This window comes from Streptomyces sp. D2-8 (assembly GCF_023184515.1).
Classification (GTDB): domain Bacteria; phylum Actinomycetota; class Actinomycetes; order Streptomycetales; family Streptomycetaceae; genus Streptomyces.
This window is the reverse complement of sequence record NZ_JAAHBP010000030.1, coordinates 42,396-63,379: the sequence shown is the minus strand read 5'-3', so window position 1 is coordinate 63,379 and position 20,984 is coordinate 42,396. Positions and strand designations below refer to the sequence as shown.

19 protein-coding genes and 3 pseudogenes are annotated in these 20,984 nt (G+C 73.5%); 10 read left to right on the top strand and 12 right to left on the bottom strand.

What is annotated here, in order from left to right; all coding sequences use genetic code 11:
- The first annotated feature begins 145 nt into the window (after window positions 1-145).
- Both G3I77_RS36900 and G3I77_RS36895 read left to right on the top strand, forming a co-directional pair.
- Entirely contained in the window at window positions 146-382 is a 237-nt protein-coding gene (locus tag G3I77_RS36900; protein ID WP_248511027.1) for a hypothetical protein, read from the top strand.
- Between the two features lie 579 nt (window positions 383-961).
- A complete protein-coding gene (locus G3I77_RS36895) occupies window positions 962-2,620 on the top strand; it encodes a catalase (protein WP_248511026.1) in 1,659 nt (552 codons plus the stop codon).
- Window positions 2,621-2,624: 4 nt separating this feature from the next.
- Here the strand turns inward: G3I77_RS36895 and G3I77_RS36890 are convergent, their stop codons facing one another.
- Entirely contained in the window at window positions 2,625-3,479 is an 855-nt protein-coding gene (locus G3I77_RS36890; RefSeq protein ID WP_248511025.1) for a fructosamine kinase family protein, read from the bottom strand.
- 338 nt (window positions 3,480-3,817) lie between these two features.
- Here G3I77_RS36890 and G3I77_RS36885 point away from each other — a divergent pair, with 338 nt between their 5' ends.
- On the top strand, window positions 3,818-4,141 hold the full coding sequence (locus G3I77_RS36885; RefSeq protein WP_062924861.1) for a hypothetical protein: 324 nt from the start codon (window positions 3,818-3,820) through the stop codon (window positions 4,139-4,141).
- A gap of 15 nt (window positions 4,142-4,156) precedes the next feature.
- On the opposite strand, the gene G3I77_RS36880 is transcribed toward G3I77_RS36885, so the two are convergent.
- Both G3I77_RS36880 and G3I77_RS36875 read right to left on the bottom strand, forming a co-directional pair.
- Window positions 4,157-4,690 carry a hypothetical protein gene (locus G3I77_RS36880; RefSeq protein WP_248511022.1) on the bottom strand — a complete coding sequence of 178 codons (534 nt, stop codon included), beginning with the start codon at window positions 4,688-4,690 and terminating at the stop codon, window positions 4,157-4,159.
- The gene (locus G3I77_RS36875) at window positions 4,687-5,310 is read right to left on the bottom strand and encodes a hypothetical protein (protein ID WP_248511086.1); all 624 of its coding nucleotides are present in this window, start codon (window positions 5,308-5,310) and stop codon (window positions 4,687-4,689) included. Before G3I77_RS36875 ends, G3I77_RS36880 begins: the two co-directional genes overlap by 4 nt.
- 302 nt (window positions 5,311-5,612) lie before the next feature.
- On the opposite strand from G3I77_RS36875, the gene G3I77_RS36870 reads away from it, so the two are divergent.
- Together G3I77_RS36870 and G3I77_RS36865 are read left to right on the top strand one after the other, a co-directional pair.
- Window positions 5,613-6,140: a hypothetical protein gene (locus tag G3I77_RS36870; RefSeq protein ID WP_248511020.1), complete on the top strand. Its 528-nt coding sequence runs from the start codon at window positions 5,613-5,615 to the stop codon at window positions 6,138-6,140.
- A 216-nt stretch (window positions 6,141-6,356) separates the two neighbouring features.
- Entirely contained in the window at window positions 6,357-7,322 is a 966-nt protein-coding gene (locus tag G3I77_RS36865; RefSeq protein WP_248511018.1) for an NAD-dependent epimerase/dehydratase family protein, read from the top strand.
- A 71-nt stretch (window positions 7,323-7,393) separates the two neighbouring features.
- On the opposite strand, the gene G3I77_RS36860 is transcribed toward G3I77_RS36865, so the two are convergent.
- The 3 genes and pseudogenes from G3I77_RS36860 to G3I77_RS36850 all read right to left on the bottom strand — a co-directional run.
- A complete protein-coding gene (locus G3I77_RS36860) occupies window positions 7,394-7,957 on the bottom strand; it encodes a hemerythrin domain-containing protein (RefSeq protein WP_248511015.1) in 564 nt (187 codons plus the stop codon).
- A 75-nt stretch (window positions 7,958-8,032) separates the two neighbouring features.
- The gene (locus G3I77_RS36855; RefSeq protein ID WP_248511012.1) at window positions 8,033-8,566 is read right to left on the bottom strand and encodes a DoxX family protein; all 534 of its coding nucleotides are present in this window, start codon (window positions 8,564-8,566) and stop codon (window positions 8,033-8,035) included.
- A gap of 64 nt (window positions 8,567-8,630) precedes the next feature.
- Window positions 8,631-8,942, bottom strand: a pseudogene (locus G3I77_RS36850) (amidohydrolase); the annotation flags it as partial.
- Here G3I77_RS36850 and G3I77_RS36845 point away from each other — a divergent pair.
- Window positions 8,879-9,686: pseudogene (locus G3I77_RS36845) on the top strand (serine hydrolase domain-containing protein); the annotation flags it as partial. The pseudogenes G3I77_RS36850 and G3I77_RS36845 sit on opposite strands and share 64 nt — an antisense overlap.
- Window positions 9,687-9,693: 7 nt before the next feature.
- On the opposite strand, the gene G3I77_RS36840 reads toward G3I77_RS36845, so the two are convergent.
- The 5 genes and pseudogenes from G3I77_RS36840 to G3I77_RS36820 form a co-directional block, all read right to left on the bottom strand.
- Window positions 9,694-11,064 (bottom strand): alpha-lytic protease prodomain-containing protein, encoded by a 1,371-nt coding sequence (locus G3I77_RS36840; protein ID WP_248511011.1) that lies wholly within the window; start codon window positions 11,062-11,064, stop codon window positions 9,694-9,696.
- A 189-nt stretch (window positions 11,065-11,253) separates the two neighbouring features.
- Window positions 11,254-12,223, bottom strand: a pseudogene (locus G3I77_RS36835) (alkaline phosphatase D family protein).
- Window positions 12,224-12,452: 229 nt separating this feature from the next.
- Complete coding sequence (locus G3I77_RS36830; RefSeq protein WP_248511009.1) at window positions 12,453-13,217, bottom strand: metallophosphoesterase; 765 nt, start codon at window positions 13,215-13,217, stop codon at window positions 12,453-12,455.
- A complete protein-coding gene (locus tag G3I77_RS36825; RefSeq protein ID WP_248511005.1) occupies window positions 13,214-13,501 on the bottom strand; it encodes a BON domain-containing protein in 288 nt (95 codons plus the stop codon). The genes G3I77_RS36830 and G3I77_RS36825 overlap by 4 nt, the downstream gene beginning before the upstream one ends.
- Before the next feature lie 10 nt (window positions 13,502-13,511).
- On the bottom strand, window positions 13,512-14,189 hold the full coding sequence (locus tag G3I77_RS36820; protein WP_248511004.1) for a nucleotidyltransferase family protein: 678 nt from the start codon (window positions 14,187-14,189) through the stop codon (window positions 13,512-13,514).
- Window positions 14,190-14,487: 298 nt separating this feature from the next.
- Between G3I77_RS36820 and G3I77_RS36815 the strand changes: the two genes are divergently transcribed.
- Window positions 14,488-15,042 (top strand): hypothetical protein, encoded by a 555-nt coding sequence (locus tag G3I77_RS36815; RefSeq protein ID WP_248511003.1) that lies wholly within the window; start codon window positions 14,488-14,490, stop codon window positions 15,040-15,042.
- 16 nt (window positions 15,043-15,058) lie between these two features.
- A complete protein-coding gene (locus tag G3I77_RS36810; RefSeq protein ID WP_248511002.1) occupies window positions 15,059-19,387 on the top strand; it encodes a cation-translocating P-type ATPase in 4,329 nt (1,442 codons plus the stop codon).
- 59 nt (window positions 19,388-19,446) lie between these two features.
- On the opposite strand, the gene G3I77_RS36805 is transcribed toward G3I77_RS36810, so the two are convergent.
- Entirely contained in the window at window positions 19,447-19,896 is a 450-nt protein-coding gene (locus tag G3I77_RS36805) for an SRPBCC family protein (RefSeq protein ID WP_248511001.1), read from the bottom strand.
- A 150-nt stretch (window positions 19,897-20,046) separates the two neighbouring features.
- Here G3I77_RS36805 and G3I77_RS36800 point away from each other — a divergent pair, with 150 nt between their 5' ends.
- Both G3I77_RS36800 and G3I77_RS36795 read left to right on the top strand, forming a co-directional pair.
- Complete coding sequence (locus G3I77_RS36800) at window positions 20,047-20,490, top strand: phage holin family protein (RefSeq protein ID WP_248510999.1); 444 nt, start codon at window positions 20,047-20,049, stop codon at window positions 20,488-20,490.
- Window positions 20,487-20,981 carry a DUF3618 domain-containing protein gene (locus G3I77_RS36795; protein ID WP_248510997.1) on the top strand — a complete coding sequence of 165 codons (495 nt, stop codon included), beginning with the start codon at window positions 20,487-20,489 and terminating at the stop codon, window positions 20,979-20,981. Before G3I77_RS36800 ends, G3I77_RS36795 begins: the two co-directional genes overlap by 4 nt.
- Window positions 20,982-20,984: the final 3 nt, after the last annotated feature.

The window sequence follows — 20,984 nt, the reverse complement described above, 5'->3', positions numbered from 1 at the left end:
GGTGGTGCGTACGGGTCTGCCCGGCCGGTCGGACGGCTGTGACGGGGCGACCGGCCGGTGTGACGGACGCGGGCCGTGTGCCCGACCGGCGGGCGGGTACCCGCCCGGCATCTGAAGAGGTCCACTCCGCGAGAAGGAGGCCCGCATGAGCAGTGCATCGGAGACCGGCGGTGCGACCGGTACGCAGGACAAGGACTACAACCTCATCTGGTATGTCGAGGCGTGCCTGAACAATGCCCTGCGTCTGGAGAGCTACATCCAGGACGCGGAGCGCGCCAAGGACACCGAGGTCGCGGACCTGTTCCGCAAGGCCCAGGCGGACAGCCGCAAGGGCGCCGAACTGGGCAAGGGACTGCTGCGCGCACGCCTCGACGGAGGCTGAGGCTCGCCGGCCCCCGAGGGCCCGGACCCTGGCAGGGTCCGGGCCCCTTTCGCGTGTCAGAGCAGGAAGTTCACTGACCCGCTCGGCGAGTTCGTCCTCCGTCATCGTCCCGTCCACAGTGAGGGCGGGCAGCCTCAGGCGGGCGGTCTCCTCGTGCAGCCGCCGTGTGAACAGGGCATCCCTACGGCGATGTTGCGGTTCGCCCGTCCCGGATCACCGGTCCGCCTGTGCCTTCCGCTTCTCCCACGGCGACCACGCCCGCCCCACCTGCCCGATGCCACGACGGAGCAGCTGCGGAAGGCGCAGCGGGAGAGGACGAGACGCTGGCGAGGCCGAGCCTGCGGGAAGCCGACGGGCGCTTCCCCCGGCAGGAGCGCGGGTGTCGGCCCCACCTGTGACGGAGCGTAGCGGCGGTGCCGCCCCCGGCCCGGGGGACGGCACGTCGTCCCATGAGGCCCGAGGCGCGTGAGTGACCCCGGCCCACCGGGTACCCGGCCCGTCCCGCCAGGGCCGGCCGGGCGGCCGCTCACGGCGCCGCCCCGGCCGGCCGCCGGCCACGAGCCGAAGGAGCCCACGCACATGACGGACGTATCCGGTACCGGCCCCGCTCCGGGCGACGACCGCAAGGTACTCACCGACCGCCAGGGCCATCCGGTCTACGACAACCAGAACCAGCGCACCATCGGCCCCCGCGGCCCGGCCACGCTGGAGAACTACCAGTTCCTGGAGAAGATCAGCCACTTCGACCGGGAACGCATCCCCGAGCGCGTCGTGCACGCCCGCGGCGTCACCGCCTACGGCCACTTCGAGGCCTACGGCACCTGGGGCGACGAGCCGATCAGCCGCTGCACCCGGGCCAAACTGTTCCAGGAGCGCGGCAAACGCACGGATGTCGCGGTCCGCTTCTCCACCGTGATCGGCGGACGCGACTCCTCCGAGGCCGCCCGCGACCCGCGTGGTTTCGCCGTGAAGTTCTACACCGAGGACGGCAACTGGGACCTGGTCGGCAACAACCTGGGCGTCTTCTTCATCCGCGACGCCATCAAGTTCCCGGACGTCATCCACGCCCTCAAGCCGGACCCGGTGACCTTCGAGCAGCAGCCCGGCCGCATCTTCGACTTCATGTCGCAGACGCCCGAGGCCATGCACATGCTGGTCAACCTGTTCAGCCCGCGCGGCATCCCCGCCGACTACCGCCATATGCAGGGATTCGGCGTCAACACCTACAAGTGGGTCAACGCCGACGGCGAGACCAAGCTGGTCAAGTATCACTGGATGCCCAAGCAGGGCGTGCGCAGCATGACCGAGGCGGACGCGGCGAACGTCCAGGCCGACACCCTCGGCCACGCCACCAAGGACCTGTACGAGGCCGTCGCCCGCGGCGACCACCCGGAATGGGAGCTGCTCGTCCAGATGATGGACGACCACGACCACCCGGAGCTCGACTTCGACCCGCTGGACGACACCAAGACCTGGCCCGAGCAGGACTTCCCGCCGAAGCCGGTGGGCCGGATGGTGCTCGACCGGATGCCGGAGAACTTCTTCGCCGAGAACGAGCAGATCTCCTTCGGCACCGGCGTCCTCGTCGACGGCCTGGACTTCTCCGACGACAAGATGCTCGTCGGCCGGACCTTCTCCTACAGCGACACCCAGCGCTACCGGGTCGGCCCGAACTACCTGCAACTCCCCGTGAACCAGGCCAGGAACGCGGAGGTGCACACCAACCAGCGCGACGGTCAGATGGCCTACCACGTGGACGGCGGAGGCGAGAACCCGCAGGTCAACTATGAGCCGTCCATCACCGGCGGCCTGCGCGAGGCCCGCTACCCGACCCACGACGAGCAGGGCCCCGAACTCCACGGCCGCGTGACCCGCAAGCGCATCCCCCGCACCAACGACTACCTCCAGGCAGGTCAGCGCTATCTGCTGCTGGAGGACTGGGAGCGCGACGACCTGGTGAAGAACTTCATCGGTCAACTGTCCTCGTGTGACCGGGCGATCCAGGAGCGCATGGTCTGGCACTTCCTGCTGGTCGAGAACGACCTCGGCCTGCGGGTCGGGGAGGGGCTGGGCATCGGCCCGGAGGACGTGGCCGGTCTGGAGCCGCTGGCGAGCCAGGACCTCACGGACGACGACCGCGAACGCCTGGCCAACCTCGGCAAGAACAAGCCGCGCGATGTCGAGGGCCTCACCATGACCCACTGCGTCCCCGACGAACGGCACGTCGTGACCCGCTGACGGGTCACCCCGCCAGGGCCGTGCGGGCCACCGCGAGGGCCCGTTCCGCATAGCCCCGGCCGAACAGCACGGCGTGCACCAGCAGCGGAAACAGCTGGTGCACGCCGACGCGCTCCGCCGAGCCGCCGGCGAGCGGCGCAACCTCCTGGTAGCCCTCCAGCACCCGCTCCAGATGGGGACAGCCGAACAGGTGCAGCATCGCGAGGTCCGTCTCCCGGTGCCCGCCGTGCGCGGCCGGGTCGATCAGCCACACCTGCCCGTCGGCCGCCCACAGCACGTTGCCGCTCCACAGATCGCCGTGCAGCCGCGCGGGCGGCTCGGCCGGCCCCGCCAGCCCCGGCAGACGCTCGCACACACGCTCCACGACGACCGCCTCGCCGGCCCGGATGGTGCCCTGGTCGACCGCCCGCCGCAGATACGGCAGCACACGCTGCCCGGCGTACCAGCGCGGCCAGTCGGTACCGGGCTCGTTGCGCATCGGCGCGAGCCCGATGTACGCGTCGGCCGGCCCGTCCGGCGGTGGCGCCCCGAACGCCGGCGCCCCGGCGGCGTGCAGCGCGGCGAGGTCCCTGCCGAACCGCACCGCCGCCTCCCGGCCCGGCCGCCCCTGCGCAACCCGGTCGATGACCAGCCAGCCCTCCTCGTGCCCGTGCACGTCAGGCACCCGCACGCTCCCGGAAGCGGCCAGCCATCGCAACCCCGCCGCCTCGGCCCGCGCCGCCCCCGGCTCGCCGGACCGCTTGACGACCACGACCCGCCCGTCGTCGAGAGTGACCTCGGCGAGCCCCCTCGACAGCGGCCGCTCACCGCTGACCGCCCGCCCGGTGAGCCGGGCCACGACATCCGCACGAGCGGTCATACGTACTCCCTCTCGGCGCCGGGCTGGACCGGCACTCAGGGTACGACGACGGCTGCTCACCCCTAGGACCCGCGGTCCACGTCGAGCAGCTGGATCAGGCGTGTGGCGTCGAGGTCGACGTACGCCGTGAAGTCGGTCCTGCCGGACCCGCCGTTCCAGCGCGTGCTGACCGTCGCGGGACATTCTCGGTACCCCCGTTGTCGTCACTTCTGCGTACTCCCCGGGCCGTTCGCAGGCTGTGTCGATTCCGGGACATGCGCCACGCGCCGGTCACGCGGGACGGTGAAATCCCGGCGCCGGCCGACAGAACCGGCCGCCGCCGGGGGAGCAGTCGGGTCATGACGAGTTCACCGTTCCAGCGCACCATCGCCCTGCCCGCCCCTGTGTGCGAACAGGCCGCACAGCATCTGGAGCAGGCCGCGCACCGGGCCATCGACGGAGCCGCGATCCCCCTGAAGGCGTTCCGCACGGCCGCAGACAACGACTTCACCCTGCCCGTCTCGGTCGTCGAGCAGGCGGCGGCCTGCCTGCTGGTCCTGGCCACCGAGACCGCCCAGACCGTCCGCCCGTCCGCGCTGCGCGCCACCATCACGGTCGCGCTGCGGCTGCGCGACGCCGTGCAACTGGCCCATCAGCCCGCCCTCAGCAGCAGGTTCTGGTGAGCCGGGCCCCGTCTCTCAGGCTCCGCGGAAGGCGACCTCGACCTGCTTGTGGCGCAGCTCCTCCAGCGTGGCGTGCTGCCGCCGGGCCCGTTCCATGAGCTCGTCGAGTTGCAGCCGGTCGAGGCGTTCGTCCGCGGCCGCCAGATCGCGGAGCGTCTCCCAGCCCGCCAGCTTGCCCTCCACCCCGAGCGCCAGCGCCTCCAGCTCCCACAACGTGCTCAGTGGGGACCGCCGCACCAGGCTGCCGTTGCTCTTCAGCCGTCCCACCTGCTCGGCCGCACGGCCCGCGTAGACCTTGTAGCGGCGCACCGGGACGTCCAGGCGCCGCATGATGCGGAGCAGGCTCGTCCGGTCGTCGGCGATCCCGGCGGCGACCGGGGCCAGCGCGTCGGCGAGCGCCGAGCCACCGCACGAGCGCAGCAGGTGGCGCACCCGCGCGGTCCCGGCGGTGGCACCGGCGAGATGGTCGTTGAGGTAGATGCCCAGCAGGGACATGTCGGTGGCCGGGGCACGCTGAGCGCCCGGCGGATCCGCTCGTCGTTCCGTCATGACGCAGCTCCTGTCGTACTCCGGTCCCGCTCCACGGCCACCGTCGTGGTGACCCGAACGAGGCTGGGACGGCGGGGTGTCGAGCCGGGCCCGAAGCGCGCGGGGGGCTCGACCGGGGCGAGGGTTCCGAGACTCTCGCCCTTGTAGCTGGCGGTGGCCGAGACGACCGGGTGCAGATCCCGGGCGCCGTACCACTGGTGCCGTCCGGCCCGGGCACTGCCGTGGGTGCGTGCTCCCAGCAACAGACGGGCGGGCCGGTCCCACAACGCGATCCAGGCCGGGTGGGCGGCGAGCCGGCCCGGGACCGCCCGCAGCGCGAGGCCCGGCAGGTTCCGGCGGCCGGTGCTGAAGCGCAGGGCGAGCGGCGGGGCGGTGACCGTCCAGTGCCGGCGGTCGGCGACCCGCACCTCGACCGGCACGACCCGCACCTCGTCGAAGACGTACGTGCCGGCGATGAAGTCCGCCGTCTCGCCCGTGGGCGCCAGCAGCAGCCGGCGTCCGTCGGCCTCCTCGACCATCACGTCGCTGAACGGCCCGAACGGCGATCGAGGCCAGTGGCCGAGCACCACGCGGGTGCCGGACGCCGTGCCGATCCCCGCGATCCAGCCGTCGAAACGCAGCGAGCGCGCCGGCGACCGGGCACCTGCACGCCGGGCCGGACCAGCGGATTCGGGTCCGTGAGGGAACACGCGGGCCGGGTGCCCGGCCCCTTCGCCGCGAAACGGGCGCCGTCGCCGCGCACGGCAGCTCGAAGCGGCAGCGGCCGGGGCTCCTCCGCGGCCCGCCGCGGGCACGGCTCGCGCCGTCGGCCGGTGTGGCCGAGGCCACGCCCCGGACGAGGTCCCGATCACGTCCGCGGGCGGGAAGCGGCGGTTACCGTCTACGACCAGATCCCCGCTCCCTCCCTTCGGACGGCCCGGCAGTGCAAGCAGATCTCTCCCCCGTCATCGCGGCGACCGCCCAGTGGCTGACCCGCGCCTTTCCCGCCTCCGGCGGCGCGCTGGCCTCAGCCCTGTGCGAGGTCCAGGCCCGGCAGGCCGTGACGGTCGCGGCCTGGCTCAGGTATCCGACGGTGATGGACGCCGCCCTGCTCGGCATGGCCGGCCCCGGCGGCTCCGGGCGGCTCGACTGGGTCACCGGCGCCGACGCGGCCCTCGGCGACGACATGGACGCACACGCCTGGCGCACCTGGGTGGACGAGGTCGTGGCCAGCTGGGCGGCCTGCCTGCTGACCGACCCGGAGCTGGCGGCCCGGGCTGTGGCCGCCCTCGCCGACGGCAGCCACAGCACCGGGGAACCGGCCGAGTTCCGCCGGCTCATCGCCCCCGACGACAGCGACCGGAACGCCGCCGCTCTGCTGCGTCACCCCGACCTGCTGGCCCCCGTCGCCGCCCTGCACCAGGACCAGCTCCTCGAGCGCCTGAACCCGGGCCGCACGCTGATCGCCTGACGCACCTCGCGCCCCTCCCCGCACCGGGCCCTCACTCCCGGCCTGATGCCCGCACCTCTCACCCTCCGTGACTCACCGGTTTGCCGTACGCGACCGCGCCGTGCCCGCACGGTCGGCGGAGGCTGGGCGTGGGCCCGACGGCCCTGAGGCCCGCGTTCGTCGGCCCGAGGCGCGACCGTCGTGCCGCGCGCCGCCGCCGACGGAGGAGAGACCGACATGACCACCGCCCTCTCGCGGAACTGGGAGCACGCCGTCGTCACCGGCGGTGCCGGGTTCGTCGGCTCCCATCTGTGCGCCGCCCTGCTGAACGCGGGCGCGGCGGTCACCTGCGTGGACGACTTCAGCTCCGGCCGGCCCGAGAACATCTCGCCGCTGATGGAACAGCCCGGCTTCACGCTCGTCCAGGCCAGTGTCGCCGAGAGGCTGCGGATCAAGCGGCCGCCGGACCTCGTGCTGCACTTCGCCTCCCCGGCGTCCCCTGCGGACTACCTGCGCCTCCCGCTGCACACCATGGAGACCGGCAGCGTCGGTACCCGCAACGTCCTGGACCTCGCGCGCTCCTCCCGCGCCCGCTTCGTCCTCGCCTCGACCTCCGAGGTCTACGGCGACCCGCAGGAAAGCCCCCAGAGCGAGCGCTACTGGGGCAACGTCAATCCCGTCGGCCCGCGCGGCGTCTACGGCGAGGCCAAACGCTTCGGCGAGGCGCTGACCACCGCCCACGCCGACACCGAGGGCACCGACACCTGCATCGTGCGGCTGTTCAACACCTACGGCCCCCGGATGCGCGGCCACGACGGACGCGCGGTACCGACCTTCGTGCGGCAGGCCCTGGCCGGCGAGCCCCTCACCGTGACCGGCGACGGCCGCCAGACCCGGTCGCTGTGCTACGTCGACGACACCGTGCGGGGCATCCTCGCGGCCGCCGCCCACGGCATGCGCGGCCCCGTCAACATCGGCAACCCGACCGAGATCACCATGCTCGACCTGGCGCGCCTGGTCGTCGAACTCGCCGAGTCCTCCTCGGAGATCCGCCCCATCGAACGCCCGGTGGACGACCCGGCCGCGCGCTGCCCGGACATCACGCTGGCCCGCGACAAGCTCGGCTGGGACCCGCAGGTGCGCGCCGAGGAGGGACTGCGGCGCACGATCGCCTGGTTCCGCGAGGCCGGTGCCGAGGACTGACCCGGCCCGCGGCCACACGAAAGCGGGGCCCGTCGCCCCGTCGACGGACCCCGCACCGCTCGGTGACCGGCCTACTCCGACTTGCCCCGGCCGCTCAGCGCGTCACGCAGCCGGTCCACCATGCCGGTGCCCGGAGCCAGGAGTTTGTTCGCCGGAGGCTTGTCGGGCGCCGCCGGGTGCGGCCGGGTCGGGGCGGTCTTCTTCGCCTTCCGCACCTTGTCGCCCAGCTCGTTGAGCGTGTCCATCGGACAGGCCTGCCGCAGCCGGGGGAGGAGGTTGCCCTCCTCGTCGGCGATGTGCGAGCGGATCTCGCTCATCAGCATGCCCATCAGCCGGTCGAAGTCGGCGTCGCCCGCGTCACAGGCCTCCAGGTCCTTCATGATCTGCTCGGCCGTGGCGTGGTCCTTCAACTCCTGGTCGGCGAGGGCGTCCCCGCCCGCCACATGCTCGCGTACGGCCGGGTAGAGGTAGGCCTCCTCGGCCACCGAGTGCCGTACGAGCTCCATCGTGACCCGGTCGGCGTACACCTTGCGGTCCTGGTGGCCGGACGGCAGTGCCTCGATCCTGCCGAACATCTCCTCGACCTCGCGGTGATCGGCCACCAGCTCGTCGATGACGTTTCCTCCGTGTCCCATGTCCTTCACCTCCAGCGCTCGGGTACCCCGGCCCCATGGGGTCAACGTGCGGTCCGCCGGTGCCCTGCGGGCGGTTCAGGAGGGGAGTTTGGCCCGGACGCGCCCGGCCGCGGCGGCCGGCCGTGCGGTGGCCCGGACGGAACGCCGCACCAGACCCGCGTCGCGCCGCAGACCGCGGGCGGCGTGGGTGCCGCGCCACATCACCGACGGGCGGGCGCCGGTGTCGTCGGCGGCGATCAGCAGCCCGCCGAGCATGGACATGTTCTTGAAGAAGTGGATGCGCTGCTGTGCCCGCTCCTCGGGGTCCTCCGCCTCCCAGAAGCGGTGCCCGGCCAGTGTGGTGGGCACCAGTGTGGCCGCGATGGCCAGCGCGGCCGGACGCGGCATGCGTCCCGTGGCCAGCATCAGCCCCGCCGCGACCTGCACGGCGCCGCTGAGCCGTACGACTTGCTCGGTGCGGTCCGGCAGCGCCGCCACGCGCTCGGTGACCGGTTGGACGACAGGCTCGGCGGCGTCGGCGACCTGCTTGGGGTCGCGGACGGAGTTCATCCCGCCCGCGAGGAACATCGAGGCCAGCATGGGGCGGCCGAGCACACGCAACAGACTCATGGGCCCTCTCCAGAGAGTCGGTGGGTACAGGGCTCGCCGGGTTCCCCCGCCGGAGCCGAATCAGTCACGCCGCCCGGTGCCGTGCCCACGCCTCCTCGCGCAGCTCTCCGGACAGCAGGACGTCGGCGGCGGTGCACGCGACGGCCTGAGCCGCTGCGACCAGCTCCTCGCGGGCCCGGGGCGAGGCGGCCGCCTCGGCGAACTCCGGGGCGTGGTCGGAGCCGTCCTCGCCCGTGATCGCGACGAACGGTTGGATGGCGGGCACCCGCGTGCTGACGTTGCTGATGTCCGACGACCCCAGGTACACGCCGGGCGCGGGCGGTGACAGCGGGATCTCCGCCCGGGCCAGATGCGCGGCGAACGGTTCGGACAGGGCTGCCCGCCCTCCCGGCCGGCTTCTTCCTTCACGGCCTGCCCGCCTGGCACACCAACCCCTACGCCCGCTTCCCGGCCGCCCGGGTCGTCGACGCCTACCTGCGCCACCGGCAGCGGCAGCGCCCCGGCACCCGCTGGCGCTACTCCAACTACGGCGTCGCCGTGCTCGGACACGCCCTGGCCGCCGCGACCGGCACACCGTGGGAGGACCTGCTCACCGACCAGGTGCTGCGCCCGCTCGGCCTCGACGGCACGACCCTGCGCGCGGACGACTCCGGGCTCGACGCCGTCGGGCACCGCAGAGACGGCGAGACACTCGTCCCCCCTTCGACGCCGGTGGCTTCCAGGCGGCCGGCGCCGTACGCGCCACGCCGTACGACCTGCTCGCCTTCCTTGAGGCCCATCTGTATCCGGGCGACGCGCCACGGGAGCTCGCCCCCGCCCTGTGCGCGGTGCGCCGCCCCGTGCTCGCAGGGGTCTGACGCACCGGCACGTGCACACCATCGCCTGGTTCCATGACCCCACCGGCGGCGGGCCGATCTACTTCCACAGCCGCGCGGCTCTGGGCCAGCAGGCGTTCCTGGGCTTCCGCCCCGACACCGGCACGGAACTGGCCGCCGTCTGCACCCGCCGCTTCCGCGCACACGACCCGTTCGTCGCCACCGCGTACGCACTGCTGGCGGAGGACCGGCCGGGCCCGCCCGGCGCCGACGGCACGTGCCGCGCCGGCGCCGGACAGCCCTGACCCTTCGTCACACCCGCTGCCACAGGGCAGGGGTACTGGTGGGCGCCCAGAGGCCCTGGGCCTGGTGGGTCTGCAGGCACTGGTAGCGCACGCCGGCGTGCGTCACCGTGACCCCGGCCTCGTAGACGCGGCCCGCTGCCCACGCCTGGGCGACGTTGTCCTGCGGCGCCGGGGGCTCGGCCTCGACGGTCTTCAGGGTGAGGCCGAACTCGCTGAGCAGCGGGTTGATCGGCTGGTAGAACGTGGTGCCGCCGGTCTTGCAGTCGCCGGAGCCGCCGGACGTCACGCCCTGCGCCTGGACGCCCGAGACGTACGGCCCGCCGGAGTCGCCCGGCTCGGCACACACCGTCGTCTGGGTCAGCCCGTCCACCCTGCCCTCGGCGTAGCTGACGCTCGTGTCGTGCTGTTCGACCTTGCCGCAGTGCCACCCCGTCGTGGAGCCCGAGCGGCAGACCGCCGCCCCGACCAGAGCCTGGACCGAGCCGGTGACCTGCACGTTCTGCCCGCCCTCGCCCTTGACGTTCGGCGTGGCCGTCCACTGGTCGTTGACCGCCACCCACGACATGTCCTTGCCGGGGAACGTGGAGGCCTGGAACGTGCCCTGCTCCGCCTGGTTGTGCCCGGTCGTCTTGGCACCCGGCTTGCCGCAGTGCCCCGCAGAGGCGAAGCCCTCCTGCTCGCCCTTGGTGACGGAGAAGCCGACGGAACAGTGGGCGGTGCCGTCGATGATGTAGTAGGCGTCGCCGCCGGTGATGTCCTCCATGAGCCGCGGCCGGTTCGTCGTGACCTTCACACTCACGCTCTTGCCGTCGAGGCCGGCGGCCTTGACGAACGCGGCCGCCGCGGCGTTGCTCCCGGCCTCCACCACGACTCGGTTCGCGGGGATGTCCACGTACCACAGGGGTGTCTCGCGGGTGCTGATCCGGGCGGCCGCCGTGTCCAGCTTCTGCTTGGCGGACTGCAGGTCGCGCAGCGTCTTCTTCACGACGGCCGCCTTCGCGCCCTGCGCCTTGATGGCGGGCACGTCCGCGGCGTCCGTGGTCGCCACCATGAGTTCCTGCGACGTCGTGCCGCGCAGCCAGGCCCCCGCGAAGCGGTCGCCCAGCGCGTTGCGCAGCCGCCCCGCCCGGGTGCCCGCCGCCTCCTCATTGACCAACCGCCGGGAGGCCTGGTCCGGCGTCAGCCCGAGGTCGCGCTCCAGCGCACGCAGCACGGGAGCCGACGGCCGGTCGGCGCCGAGGGTCTGGGCGGCCGAGGGCAGGGGGCCCGCTGCGGGCGTCGGCTCGGCCGCCACGGCGGCGGTGATCCCGGTGGCGACGAGTGCGCCGAGCGCGGTCAGCGCCACCCGGCGCCCGGTCACGGCATGTCTGTGGACCATGCGATGCGTCTCCTTCGATCACAGCGTTCGATACGGATGTAGGCGTGGATGTCGGTGCGGGTTTCGTTGCGGTGTCGATCTTGGTGAGCTCCCGCACAGGCCTTGCCGGAACGGCCCGGTGTGATGTCCTGGGCAGCCCCGTTTCGCGCATTGGTGCGGGGAACGGTGCCATTGCAGTGGGCGGTCGCCTCACGCGGACATCAGGCCAGGCGAACCCACCTCCGTGACGAAGGACGCGGTCGTCGAGATGCCGCCGCCGGGCGTCGTGATGGCGGAGACGGTCCGGAAGTCGACCTGGGCCTCCTCGCGGCGGATGTCGACCCGGACGTAGCCGCGCCGGCCGTCGAAGTACTTCATGTGCGGGTTGGCCTTCATGTACGTGTCCCAGTCGCCCGGCTTCTCGGTGCCGTTCCCGCCGCTGGCGATGGAGGTGCAGGTGAACTCCGTGCCGACCGTCTTGGAGGCCGGGTCGTCGAAGTCCTCCTTGATGTCGAAGGCGTATCCGACGTGGACGTCGCCGGTGAGGTCCAGTTCTCGATGCCCGCGGCCTTGGCGCCGGCCATGACGCGGTTGCGGGAGGCCCGGTAGCCGTCCCAGGCGTCCATGGAGACCCGGGCCGGTTCGGTCAGGTCGGACTTGCGCTGGGGGAAGCACACCTGCTGGGGCATCACGTGCCACAGCGTGCTGGACTTCTGCCAGCCGTCCAGCAGCCAGCTCTCCTGATCGGCGCCGGTGAGGGTGCGGACCGGATCGTCCGACTCGGTGCCCGGCGCGTGCGGCCGGTCGTTGTAGGCCTGGTCGGAGCGGTACTGGCGGGTGTCGAGGATGTCGAACTGGGCGAGTGAGCCCCAGGCCAGCCGCCGTCCTCCGTGAGCGGCGGGGGCGCGAGCCGTGTCCAGATCAGCACCGAGTCGGACAGCGGGTCCCCGGAGGCCACGCCGAGGGTGAACGGGTTGTCGGTGATCCGGGCGGCGTCGAGTTCGGGAGCGGCGGTGGCGCCGCGGGCCGGCCGGTTGGTGCTGAAGGCGAGCATCGCGGCGGCCGCGGTGACGGTCAGGAAGCGACGGCGGGCGACATGCGGCGCCGCGCTTCGCAGTACGGCGTCGTGCGGGGAGAAAGCATGCTCGGCGGATGATTTCTGACGGCCCGTCAGCGCCATCTGATGTCCTCTCGTACGGGGCACGTGCGCCCCGGACGGACGCGTGGGGACATCGCCGGCGTGCGGAGCGCGGAGTTCGCATGCTAAGCAGACAAAATGCCTGAAACGGGCACGACGTGCGGGGGGTTCACACCACAGGCGGTACACGGGCGGTTCGGTGCGCCGGGCGTCGGGCAAGAGAAACGCCGCCGGCGAGACGCCGGCGGCGGAGGAGGGGGGAGACCTTGGCTCAGTGGCCCTGTTGTGCGGCGGCGCCGCTCGCGGCGGGCTCCCGGACCGGCAGGTGGTAGACGTGGAAGGCCCGCCCGATGACCGGCTGGGCCACGTTGCGCACCCGCACCCCGCCGCTCGTCATGCCGTGCTCCGTACCGGCGTGCGCGTGCCCGTGCACCGCGAGGTCGGCGCCGGCGGTGTCGATGGCCTCGGCCAGCAGATAGCTCCCCAGGAACGGGTAGATCTCCAGCGGCTCGCCCGCCAGGGTGTCCGCGACGGGGGAGTAGTGGGTCAGGGCGATCCGCGCGTCGCAGCCCTCCTCGCGCAGCTGTTCCAGGGCGGCCCGCAGGCTGTCGGCGCACCGGCGCGAATGGCGGACGAAGTCCTTCATCACCGGCTCGCCGAACTCCCCGGCGCAGCGGCCGACGAAGCCGCCGCCGAACCCCTTGGTCCCGGCGACGCCGATCCTGGCTCCGCCGCTCTCCACGACCGTCTCCTGCCCTTCCAGGACATGGGCGCCGGCGTCCCGGAGGATGGCGGTGACCTCGTCCGGGCGGTCGTCGTGGTGGTCGTGGTTTCCGAGGACGGCGACGACCGGAACGGCGAGGTCCTGGATCTCGTGTGCCACCACCCGCATTTCCTCGGGCGTGCCGTGCCGGGTGAGGTCCCCGGCCAGCAGCAGCAGGTCGGCGCACTCGGGCAGGGTCTCGAAGGCGGGGCGCAGCACGCCCTGGCTGTCGGGTCCCATGTGGATGTCTCCGACGGCTGCGATGCGGATCATGAGAGTTCCTCCGCGTGGTCGGGGGAGGACGCCTCGGTGACCACGAGGTCACTGTGCACGGGGAGTCCGGCGAGCTCCTCGTGGACGGTGCGCAGGATCTGGTCGCGGCAGGGCGCCGAGGGCACGCTGCCGGTGAGCAGCACCGTCCGGCCGCGGGCCTCGACCCGTACGCCCAGTTCACCGAGTTCGCCGGAGGCGAGGCGGTCCTGGAGGTGGGCGATGCGGTAGTCCAGGTTCTCGGCCGGCGGCCCGCCGCCCGCGTCCTGTGAACCGTGGGTGGTCATGGGTGCTCCTTCAGATGACGTTCAGGCGCTCCAGGAGGAAGAAGAAGGCCGCCGGCATGGGCGCGTCGCCGCACTCGCGCCGCACCCGCTCCCAGTCGACCCTCTCCCGCAGCGCACGCGCGATGGGCAGGGCCGCCCCGAAGTCGCAGTGATGCTCGGAGAACGCGGCGGTCAGGCTCCACAGCAGGTCGGTCGGGGCCAGCACGGGCATGCGCACCGAGTCGACCGACAGCTCCTCCGCCCGCTCCAGCATGTCCGCGCCGACCGGCCGGTGCGCCAACTCGAAGATGATGTCGACCGGCTGGCCGAAGCACGTGGCCTTGATCAGCCAGTCCTCCGGCGGGGTGTAGACGGTGAGCCCGGCCTCGCGGAGTGTGGCCGCCACCGCTTCGGCGTCCTCGGGGCGGATCGCGAAGTCGACGTCGTGCTGCAGGTTCTTCTCGCCGCCGTGGGCGTACGCGGCCACGCTGCCGGCCAGTGCGAACAGGTGCCCGTGACGCTTCAGCAGGGCACCGACCTGCTTGGCCGCCTCCAGGATCGCCTGGTTGCGGTCCAGGGGCAGTTCTTGCGGCGGCCGGTCCGCCCGCGGGTCCTGGGGTGGCGCGGGCTCGGCTCCGTCCGGTGCCGTCCGGAGGTCGGGGATCCCCGGTCGCCGGACGAGCGTCGCGTCATCGCCGTTCTGCGTCATGAGCACTCCTTCGCCGAACCGGACCTTCCGCTCCCGTGCGGGGTCCGGACCCGAGACGGCCTGTGTGCCTGCACTGAGTACCCGGCGCTCCCGACCCGACACGGACGGCTTCCGAGGCGAGGGCGACATCGATGGATCCACCCGGCGGCCGGACCCTCCTTCCCGGGTGGCGGCTCCCCGGCCGCCCCCGACACCTTGGCCGAACAAGACAAGCGCATACCGCACTAAAGACGGAATATAGGGCAAATAGCTGGGAAGCCGGATGACGCCGCCGGACAACGCGCTTGTGGAGGTCGCCATGAACCAGGAGACATCACGTTCGTCCGATCTTCCGCAGCCGTTGCGGGCCGTGGCCTCGGGCCTCAGGCACCTGCCGGGTGCGGAGCAGGTGGGCAAGGTGGCCACGGACGCGCTGGACAAGATCGGCGCCGTCTCGCCGCGTGGCCGCCGGATGGCCGTCTACGCCGGCGCCGGCGTGCTCGGTGTGGCCGGAGTGGTGGAGTGGCCGGTGGCGGTGACCGGAGCGGCCGTCGCCTGGCTGACCCAGCCGCGCCCCGGACAGCGGCCCGACGAGGCGTCACCGAACGGCGGAACACCGGCCGGCACCACCGGGGACCACCGCTCCGCCACCCCGGCCGGCCGGGACGACGAGGACACCTCCGCGTACGGCCCCGGCGGCAGACTCACCTCCTCCCACTACCGGCACGAGCAGCCGGAACAGCACGTCCACGAACAGCCCGCGAAGGTCGGAGACACCGCCACCGCCTCCGCGCTGAAACAGGTCGCCGAGGCCACCGCGCACCACGGCGAGGAGCCCCACGGGCACGGACACGCCAGCCGCCCCACCGGCTGAGTCGGGACAGCAGCAGATGCTCACACGCTTTGACGTCACCCCGCTCGTCGGGGCCCTGGCCGGGGCCGCCGCAGGCGCCGCCCGCAGCACCGCCCAGTCGGTGACGTCCGTCTACGACACCACGCGCCGCGTCCGCAACGTCGCGCGCAACGCCCTGACCGGCGGACAGCACTGGAAGGCCGGGCAGCACCTCCACCTCGCACTGCGGCACCCCGACGGCGAGGCCGAGGCGCTCGCCCACAAGGTCGCCGAGGAACTGGTCGAGCACCCGGACGTGCTCACGGCGTACTGGGACGGGGGACTGGCCCGCCTGGTCGTCACCGTCGCCGAGGACGCCGCCACCGACCGCGTCACCGAGCGGGCCACCGCGCTCGCCGCCCGCTTCGGCCTGGAGGAGGGTGCCGACCCGAACGCCCGCGACACCAGCCACCCCGGCGACCCGGCCGAGGTGCGTGTCACCGCGGCGGCGATCCTGCTGGACGCCGTCGGCGCGGCCGGTGCCCTGGCCGGCCGGTCCCTGCGGCTGCCGCCCACCCCGCGCATCATCACCGCCACCGTCACGCTGCTGCGCGAGAACCCGCGGTTCCGGGCCCTGCTCCGGCAGCGCTTCGGCGCGTCCGGCATGGAACTCGTCCTCGCCGCCGCCAACGCCGCCGCCCACGGCGTCGGCCAGACCCCGCTGGCACTGGTGCTCGACGGCATCCTGCGCGGCAACCAGCTCACCGAAGCCGTGGCCAGGGCCGCCGCCTTCGAGGCACTGCACGACGACGTCTGCCACCACCGGCGCACCAGCCTGCCCTGCCCCGTGAACACCCGGCCGCCGCTCAAGGTGACCCCCGCCGCGGAGTACGCCTCCCACGCCAGCACCGGCAGCCTCGCCGGCGCCGCCGCCACCCTCCTCGTCACGCACCGCGCGACGGACGCGGCCGAGGCGGTCCTCGCCGGATCCCCGAAGGCGGCCCGCTACGGACCGGCCGCCTTCGGAGCGACCCTCGGCGCCTTCCTCGCCCACGCCGGGATCCTCCTGCGCAACGGGGAGCGCCTGCGGCAACTGGAGATCGCCGACGCCCTCGTCCTGCACGCCGACGCCCTGCGCAGCCTGCGCCAGGACGACACCGACGACGGCCTGCCCGACGACCCGGTCCACCCCTTCGCCGAGGCCGTCCTGGACGCCGCCCGCCGGGCCGGACTGCACGTCGTGATCGCGGGCGGCTCCGACCTGAAGGACATCACCCGGCTCGCCGACGAGGTCGCCCCGAGCGCCAAGCCGTTCGGCGACGTCGTACGGGCCCTGCAGGACGAGGGGCGCGTGGTCGTGACCGTCGCCCGCCTGGACGAGTCCGGCGACGGGCACGTCGCGGCCGGGCTGCCCGCCGGTGACGTGGCCATCGCCCTCACCGACGGACGGGCGGCCGTCTCCTGGGGCGTCGACGTGCTGGCCCCGGGAGGCCTCGCCGACGTCTGGCGGCTGCTGACCGCCATCCCCGCGGCCCGGCGCGTAGGACGCCGCTCGCAGACCCTGGCCCGCGCCGGCGCGGCCCTCTCCGGGCTGCTGGTCGCCCGCGGCGGGCAACCCCCGGGCCGTCAGCTCCTGTGGCCCCTCACCCGGCACGCCCCCGTCAACATCGCCGCCGCCAACGCCCTGATCACCGGCTGGTTCGAAGCCGTCCGGGTCGCCCGGGCCACCCCGCCCCCGCCCCGCCTGCACATCCCCTGGCACGCCCTGGAGCCCCACGAGGCCCGCGACCGGCTCGGGCGCGCCGACCGCGACGGCGAGCCCCGCGGAATCGCCCTGCTCGCCGACCGTTCACGGCAGCGGGCCGAACGCGTGGCCCGGCACCCGGCCGTCGCCCCCGCCCGCTGGACGTGGCAGGCGGCCGGAGCCGTACGCCGCGAACTCGACGACCCGCTGACCCCCGTCCTTGCCACGGGCGCCGTCGCCTCGGCGCTGCTCGGCTCGGTCGTCGACGCGCTGCTCGTCGTCGGCGCCATGGACCTCAACGCCGTGACCGGCGGACTCCAGCGGCTGCGTGCCGAACAGGCCCTGGCCCGGCTCGCCGCCCGGCAGCAGCCCAAGGCCCGCAGGCAGGACAGCCGCAAACGCACCGTCACCGTCGACGCGGCGCGGCTGCGGCCCGGCGACGAGATCAGCCTCGGCGCCGGCGACGTCGTACCCGCCGACGCACGGCTGCTGGACGTCGACGGTCTGGAGGTCGACGAGTCGGCGCTCACCGGCGAGTCCCTGCCGGTGACCAAGGGCGTCGACGCCACACCGGGTCTGCCCGTGGCGCAGCGCACCTGCATGGTCTTCGAGGGCACCACCGTCGTGGCCGGACGGGCCACCGCCCTGGTCGTGGACACCGGCGACCGGACCGAGGCGGGCCGGGCCGTCGCCCTCGCCGCCCGCACCCCGCCGCCCGCCGGTGTCCAGGCCCGGCTCCAGGAACTGACCCGCAAGGCCCTGCCGGTGACCTTCACCGGCGGCGCGGCCGTGACCGGGCTGTCCCTGCTGCGCGGCAGCCCCGTCCGACGCGCCGTCAGCGGCGGTGTCGCGGTCGCCGTCGCCGCCGTCCCCGAGGGACTTCCGCTCGTCGCGACCGTCGCGCAGATGGCGGCGGCCCGCCGGCTGTCCCGCCGCGGCGTCCTGGTCCGCACCCCGCGCACGCTGGAGGCGCTCGGCCGGGTCGACACCGTCTGCTTCGACAAGACCGGCACCCTCACCGAGAACAGACTGCGCCTGGTCCGCGTCGCCACCGCCGACGGCACCGTCCTCGCCACGGACGACGAACAGGCCGCACCGATCGAGCGCCTGGCCGCGCGCGCCTGCCCGCAGGAGGAGACGGGGCAGGGCCGCCGCGTCGCGCACGCCACCGACGAGGCCGTCCTCGACGTCGCCCCGCCCGACGCGGGCTGGGCACCCACCGGCGAACTGCCCTTCGAGACCCGCCGGGGCTACGCGGCCGCGGTCGGCCGCGACGGCGACCCGGACATGGGCGAACTCCTCGTCGTCAAGGGCGCCCCCGAGACGATCCTGCCCGCCTGCCGGGACCTCCCCGACCACGCCTGGGACACCGCCCACGAACTGGCCGGGCAAGGACTGCGCGTCCTCGCCGTCGCCCGCCGCGCCTGCCGGGCCGACGACGCCGAGGCCGAACTCGACGCGCCGCTCGCGGACCTGGAGTTCAGCGGTTTCGTCGCCCTGGCCGACGTCCCGCGCGACACCTCGCACGCCCTGCTCGCGGACCTGCGCCGCTCCGGCATCCTGCCCGTCATGCTCACCGGCGACCACCCGGAGACCGCCCGCGCCATCGCCCTGCAACTGGGCTGGCCGGAGGAGACCGAGGCGGTGACCGGCGACGAACTCGTCGCCATGGAGCGCCGCGAACGCGTCCGGGTCCTGCGCGGCGCGGGCGTCATCGCCCGGGTCGCACCCGAGCAGAAGCTGCACGTCGTGGAGGCCCTGCAACAGGCCGGGCGGGTCGTGGCGATGGCCGGTGACGGCGCCAACGACGCCGCCGCCATCCGCGCCGCCGACGTCGGGGTCGGCGTCGAGTCCCGCGGCTCCGCGGCCGCCCGCAACGCCGCCGACCTCGTGCTCACCACCGGCGACCTGTCCGTCCTCGTGGACGCGGTCGCCGAGGGCCGTGCCCTGTGGCGCAGCGTCGCCGACGCGGTGAGCATCCTCATCGGCGGCAACGCCGGCGAGGTCGGCTTCAGCGTCCTCGGCACCCTGCTCGCCGGGGCCTCCCCCCTGTCGACACGTCAACTGCTGCTGGTCAACCTGCTCACCGACATGTTCCCGGCCATGGCCGTGGCGGTCACGCCGAGCAGCGACCCCTCGACCGCCGAGCACGCCGCGACCGGCCCGATGCGCCTCGACGTCCTCGGCGCGCCCCTGATGCGCTCCATCCGCCGCCGCGGCATCACCACCTGCTTCGGCGCGGTCGCGGCGTACCTCATCGGCCGCCTCACCCCGGGTACCGAGCGACGGTCCACCACCATGGCCCTGTGCGGCGTGGTCGGCGCCCAGCTCGTGCAGACCCTCTCCGGGCGGCGCCACAGCACCCTGGTGTGGGTCACGGCCCTCGGTTCCGCCGCCGTCCTCGCCGCCCTCGTCCAGACCCCCGGCGTCAGCCACTTCTTCGGCTGCACCCCGCTCGGGCCCGTGGCCTGGTCCGGCGTCGCCCTCGCCATCGCCCTGTCGGCCCTGGCCCCCCGCCTGGAACGCCTCCGGGCCGTCCACACCCTCTACGACGCCGCGGCGCAGCTCGCCCTGCGCCTCAACGACCTGAGCCGGCAGACCCGGCAGCTCTTCCGGAGCGGGATCGCCGCCCCGGTGGCGTAGCGGGCGCGCACGGCAGGAGGCCGCCACCCCATGCGGGGTGGCGGCCTCCTCACATCCGGTCAGACCGCGCCGCGCCAGGCGCCCGTCTCCGCCCCGCGGGCCTCCATGAACTCCTTGAACCGCCGCAGATCACCGGAGACCTGCCGCTTCACGAACCCGAGCTTGTCGCCCACGGTCTCGGCCACTCCAGTGGGGTCGAATTCCATCTGCAGCATGACCTTGGTCGTGTCGGGCTGGATGCGGTGGAAGGTCACCACACCGGCCTGCCGCGCCTCGCCACCGACGGTCGTCCAGGCGACACGCTCGTCCGGGACCTGCTCGGTGATCTCCGCGTCGAACTCCCGCGCCTGTCCGCCGATCTTCGTCACCCAGTGCGTGAGGGTGTCGGTGCGCTGCTCGATGCGCTCGACGCCGTCCATGAACTGGGGGAAGGACTCGAACTGCGTCCACTGGTTGTACGCGGTGTGCACCGGCACGCGGACCTCGATGGATTCCTCTACCTGCGACAAGGCGATGCCTCCCTTTCTGGTACGTGAGCGACGGACGGGTACCAGATCTTGTGCCGCTCACTCATCGTCATCACGAGTTGTCGGACGAGGTGTCCTTTCCGCCCTCGCCGGGGTACCCGGCCCACGACTACGGACCGGGAGGTGATCGCCATGGCGGACACGGATCGCACGGCCTCTGCCGCTCCCCGCGCGGGGAGCGCGTCGGCGGCCGGGGACGAGCCCGTGAGCGAGCTGGTGCAGCGGGCCACCGAGCAGCTGTCCGACCTGGTGCGCGGCGAGATGCGCCTCGCCCAGGCGGAGATGACCGAGAAGGGCAAACGCTTCGGAAAGGGCGGCGGCCTGTTCGGCGGAGCCGGCGTACTCGGCTTCGTCACCCTGCAGGCGCTGGTCGCCACGGTGATCGCCGCCCTGGCCGTGCCGCTGCCGGTGTGGGCGGCGGCGCTGATCGTCACCGGTGTCCTGGCCGTCGCCACGGGCCTGACGGCATTGGCCGGCCGCAAGCAGGTGCGCAGCGCCACCCCTCCCGCCCCGCAGCGGACCATCGACAGCGCGAAGGCCGACGTGGCCGAGATCAAGGAGAGTGCACAGCGATGACCCAGCCTCCGCACGACGAGCCGACCGCCCGCAGCCAGGAGCTGCGCGAGCAGGTCGAGCACACCCGCCACGAACTCGGCGACACCGTCCAGGCACTGGCGGACCGGGCCGACGTCAAGACCCGAGCCCGGGAGAAGGCCGTCGCGGTCAGGGAACAGGCCGGGGCCAAGGCCCAGGAATGGAGCGGCCAGGCCGGGGCCAAGGCCCACGAGTGGAGCGGGCAGGCCGGGGCCAAGGCCCACGAGTGGAGCGGGCAGGCCAAGGCCAAGGCCGCGCACGTCGCCCACACCGTGGAGGAGAAGCTGCCCGAGCCGGTGAAGCAGAAGGGCGCCGCCGCCGCTCAGGGCGCGAAGGAGAAGGCCGCACAGGCCGAGCAGGTCTGGCAGGACAAGGCACCGCAGCAGGTGCGCGACCGCCGGGCCGCCCTGCTGGCGGGCGCAGGTGCGGTACTCGTGGCCTGCCTGCTGATCCGCCGCCGCGGCAAGCGCTGAGCG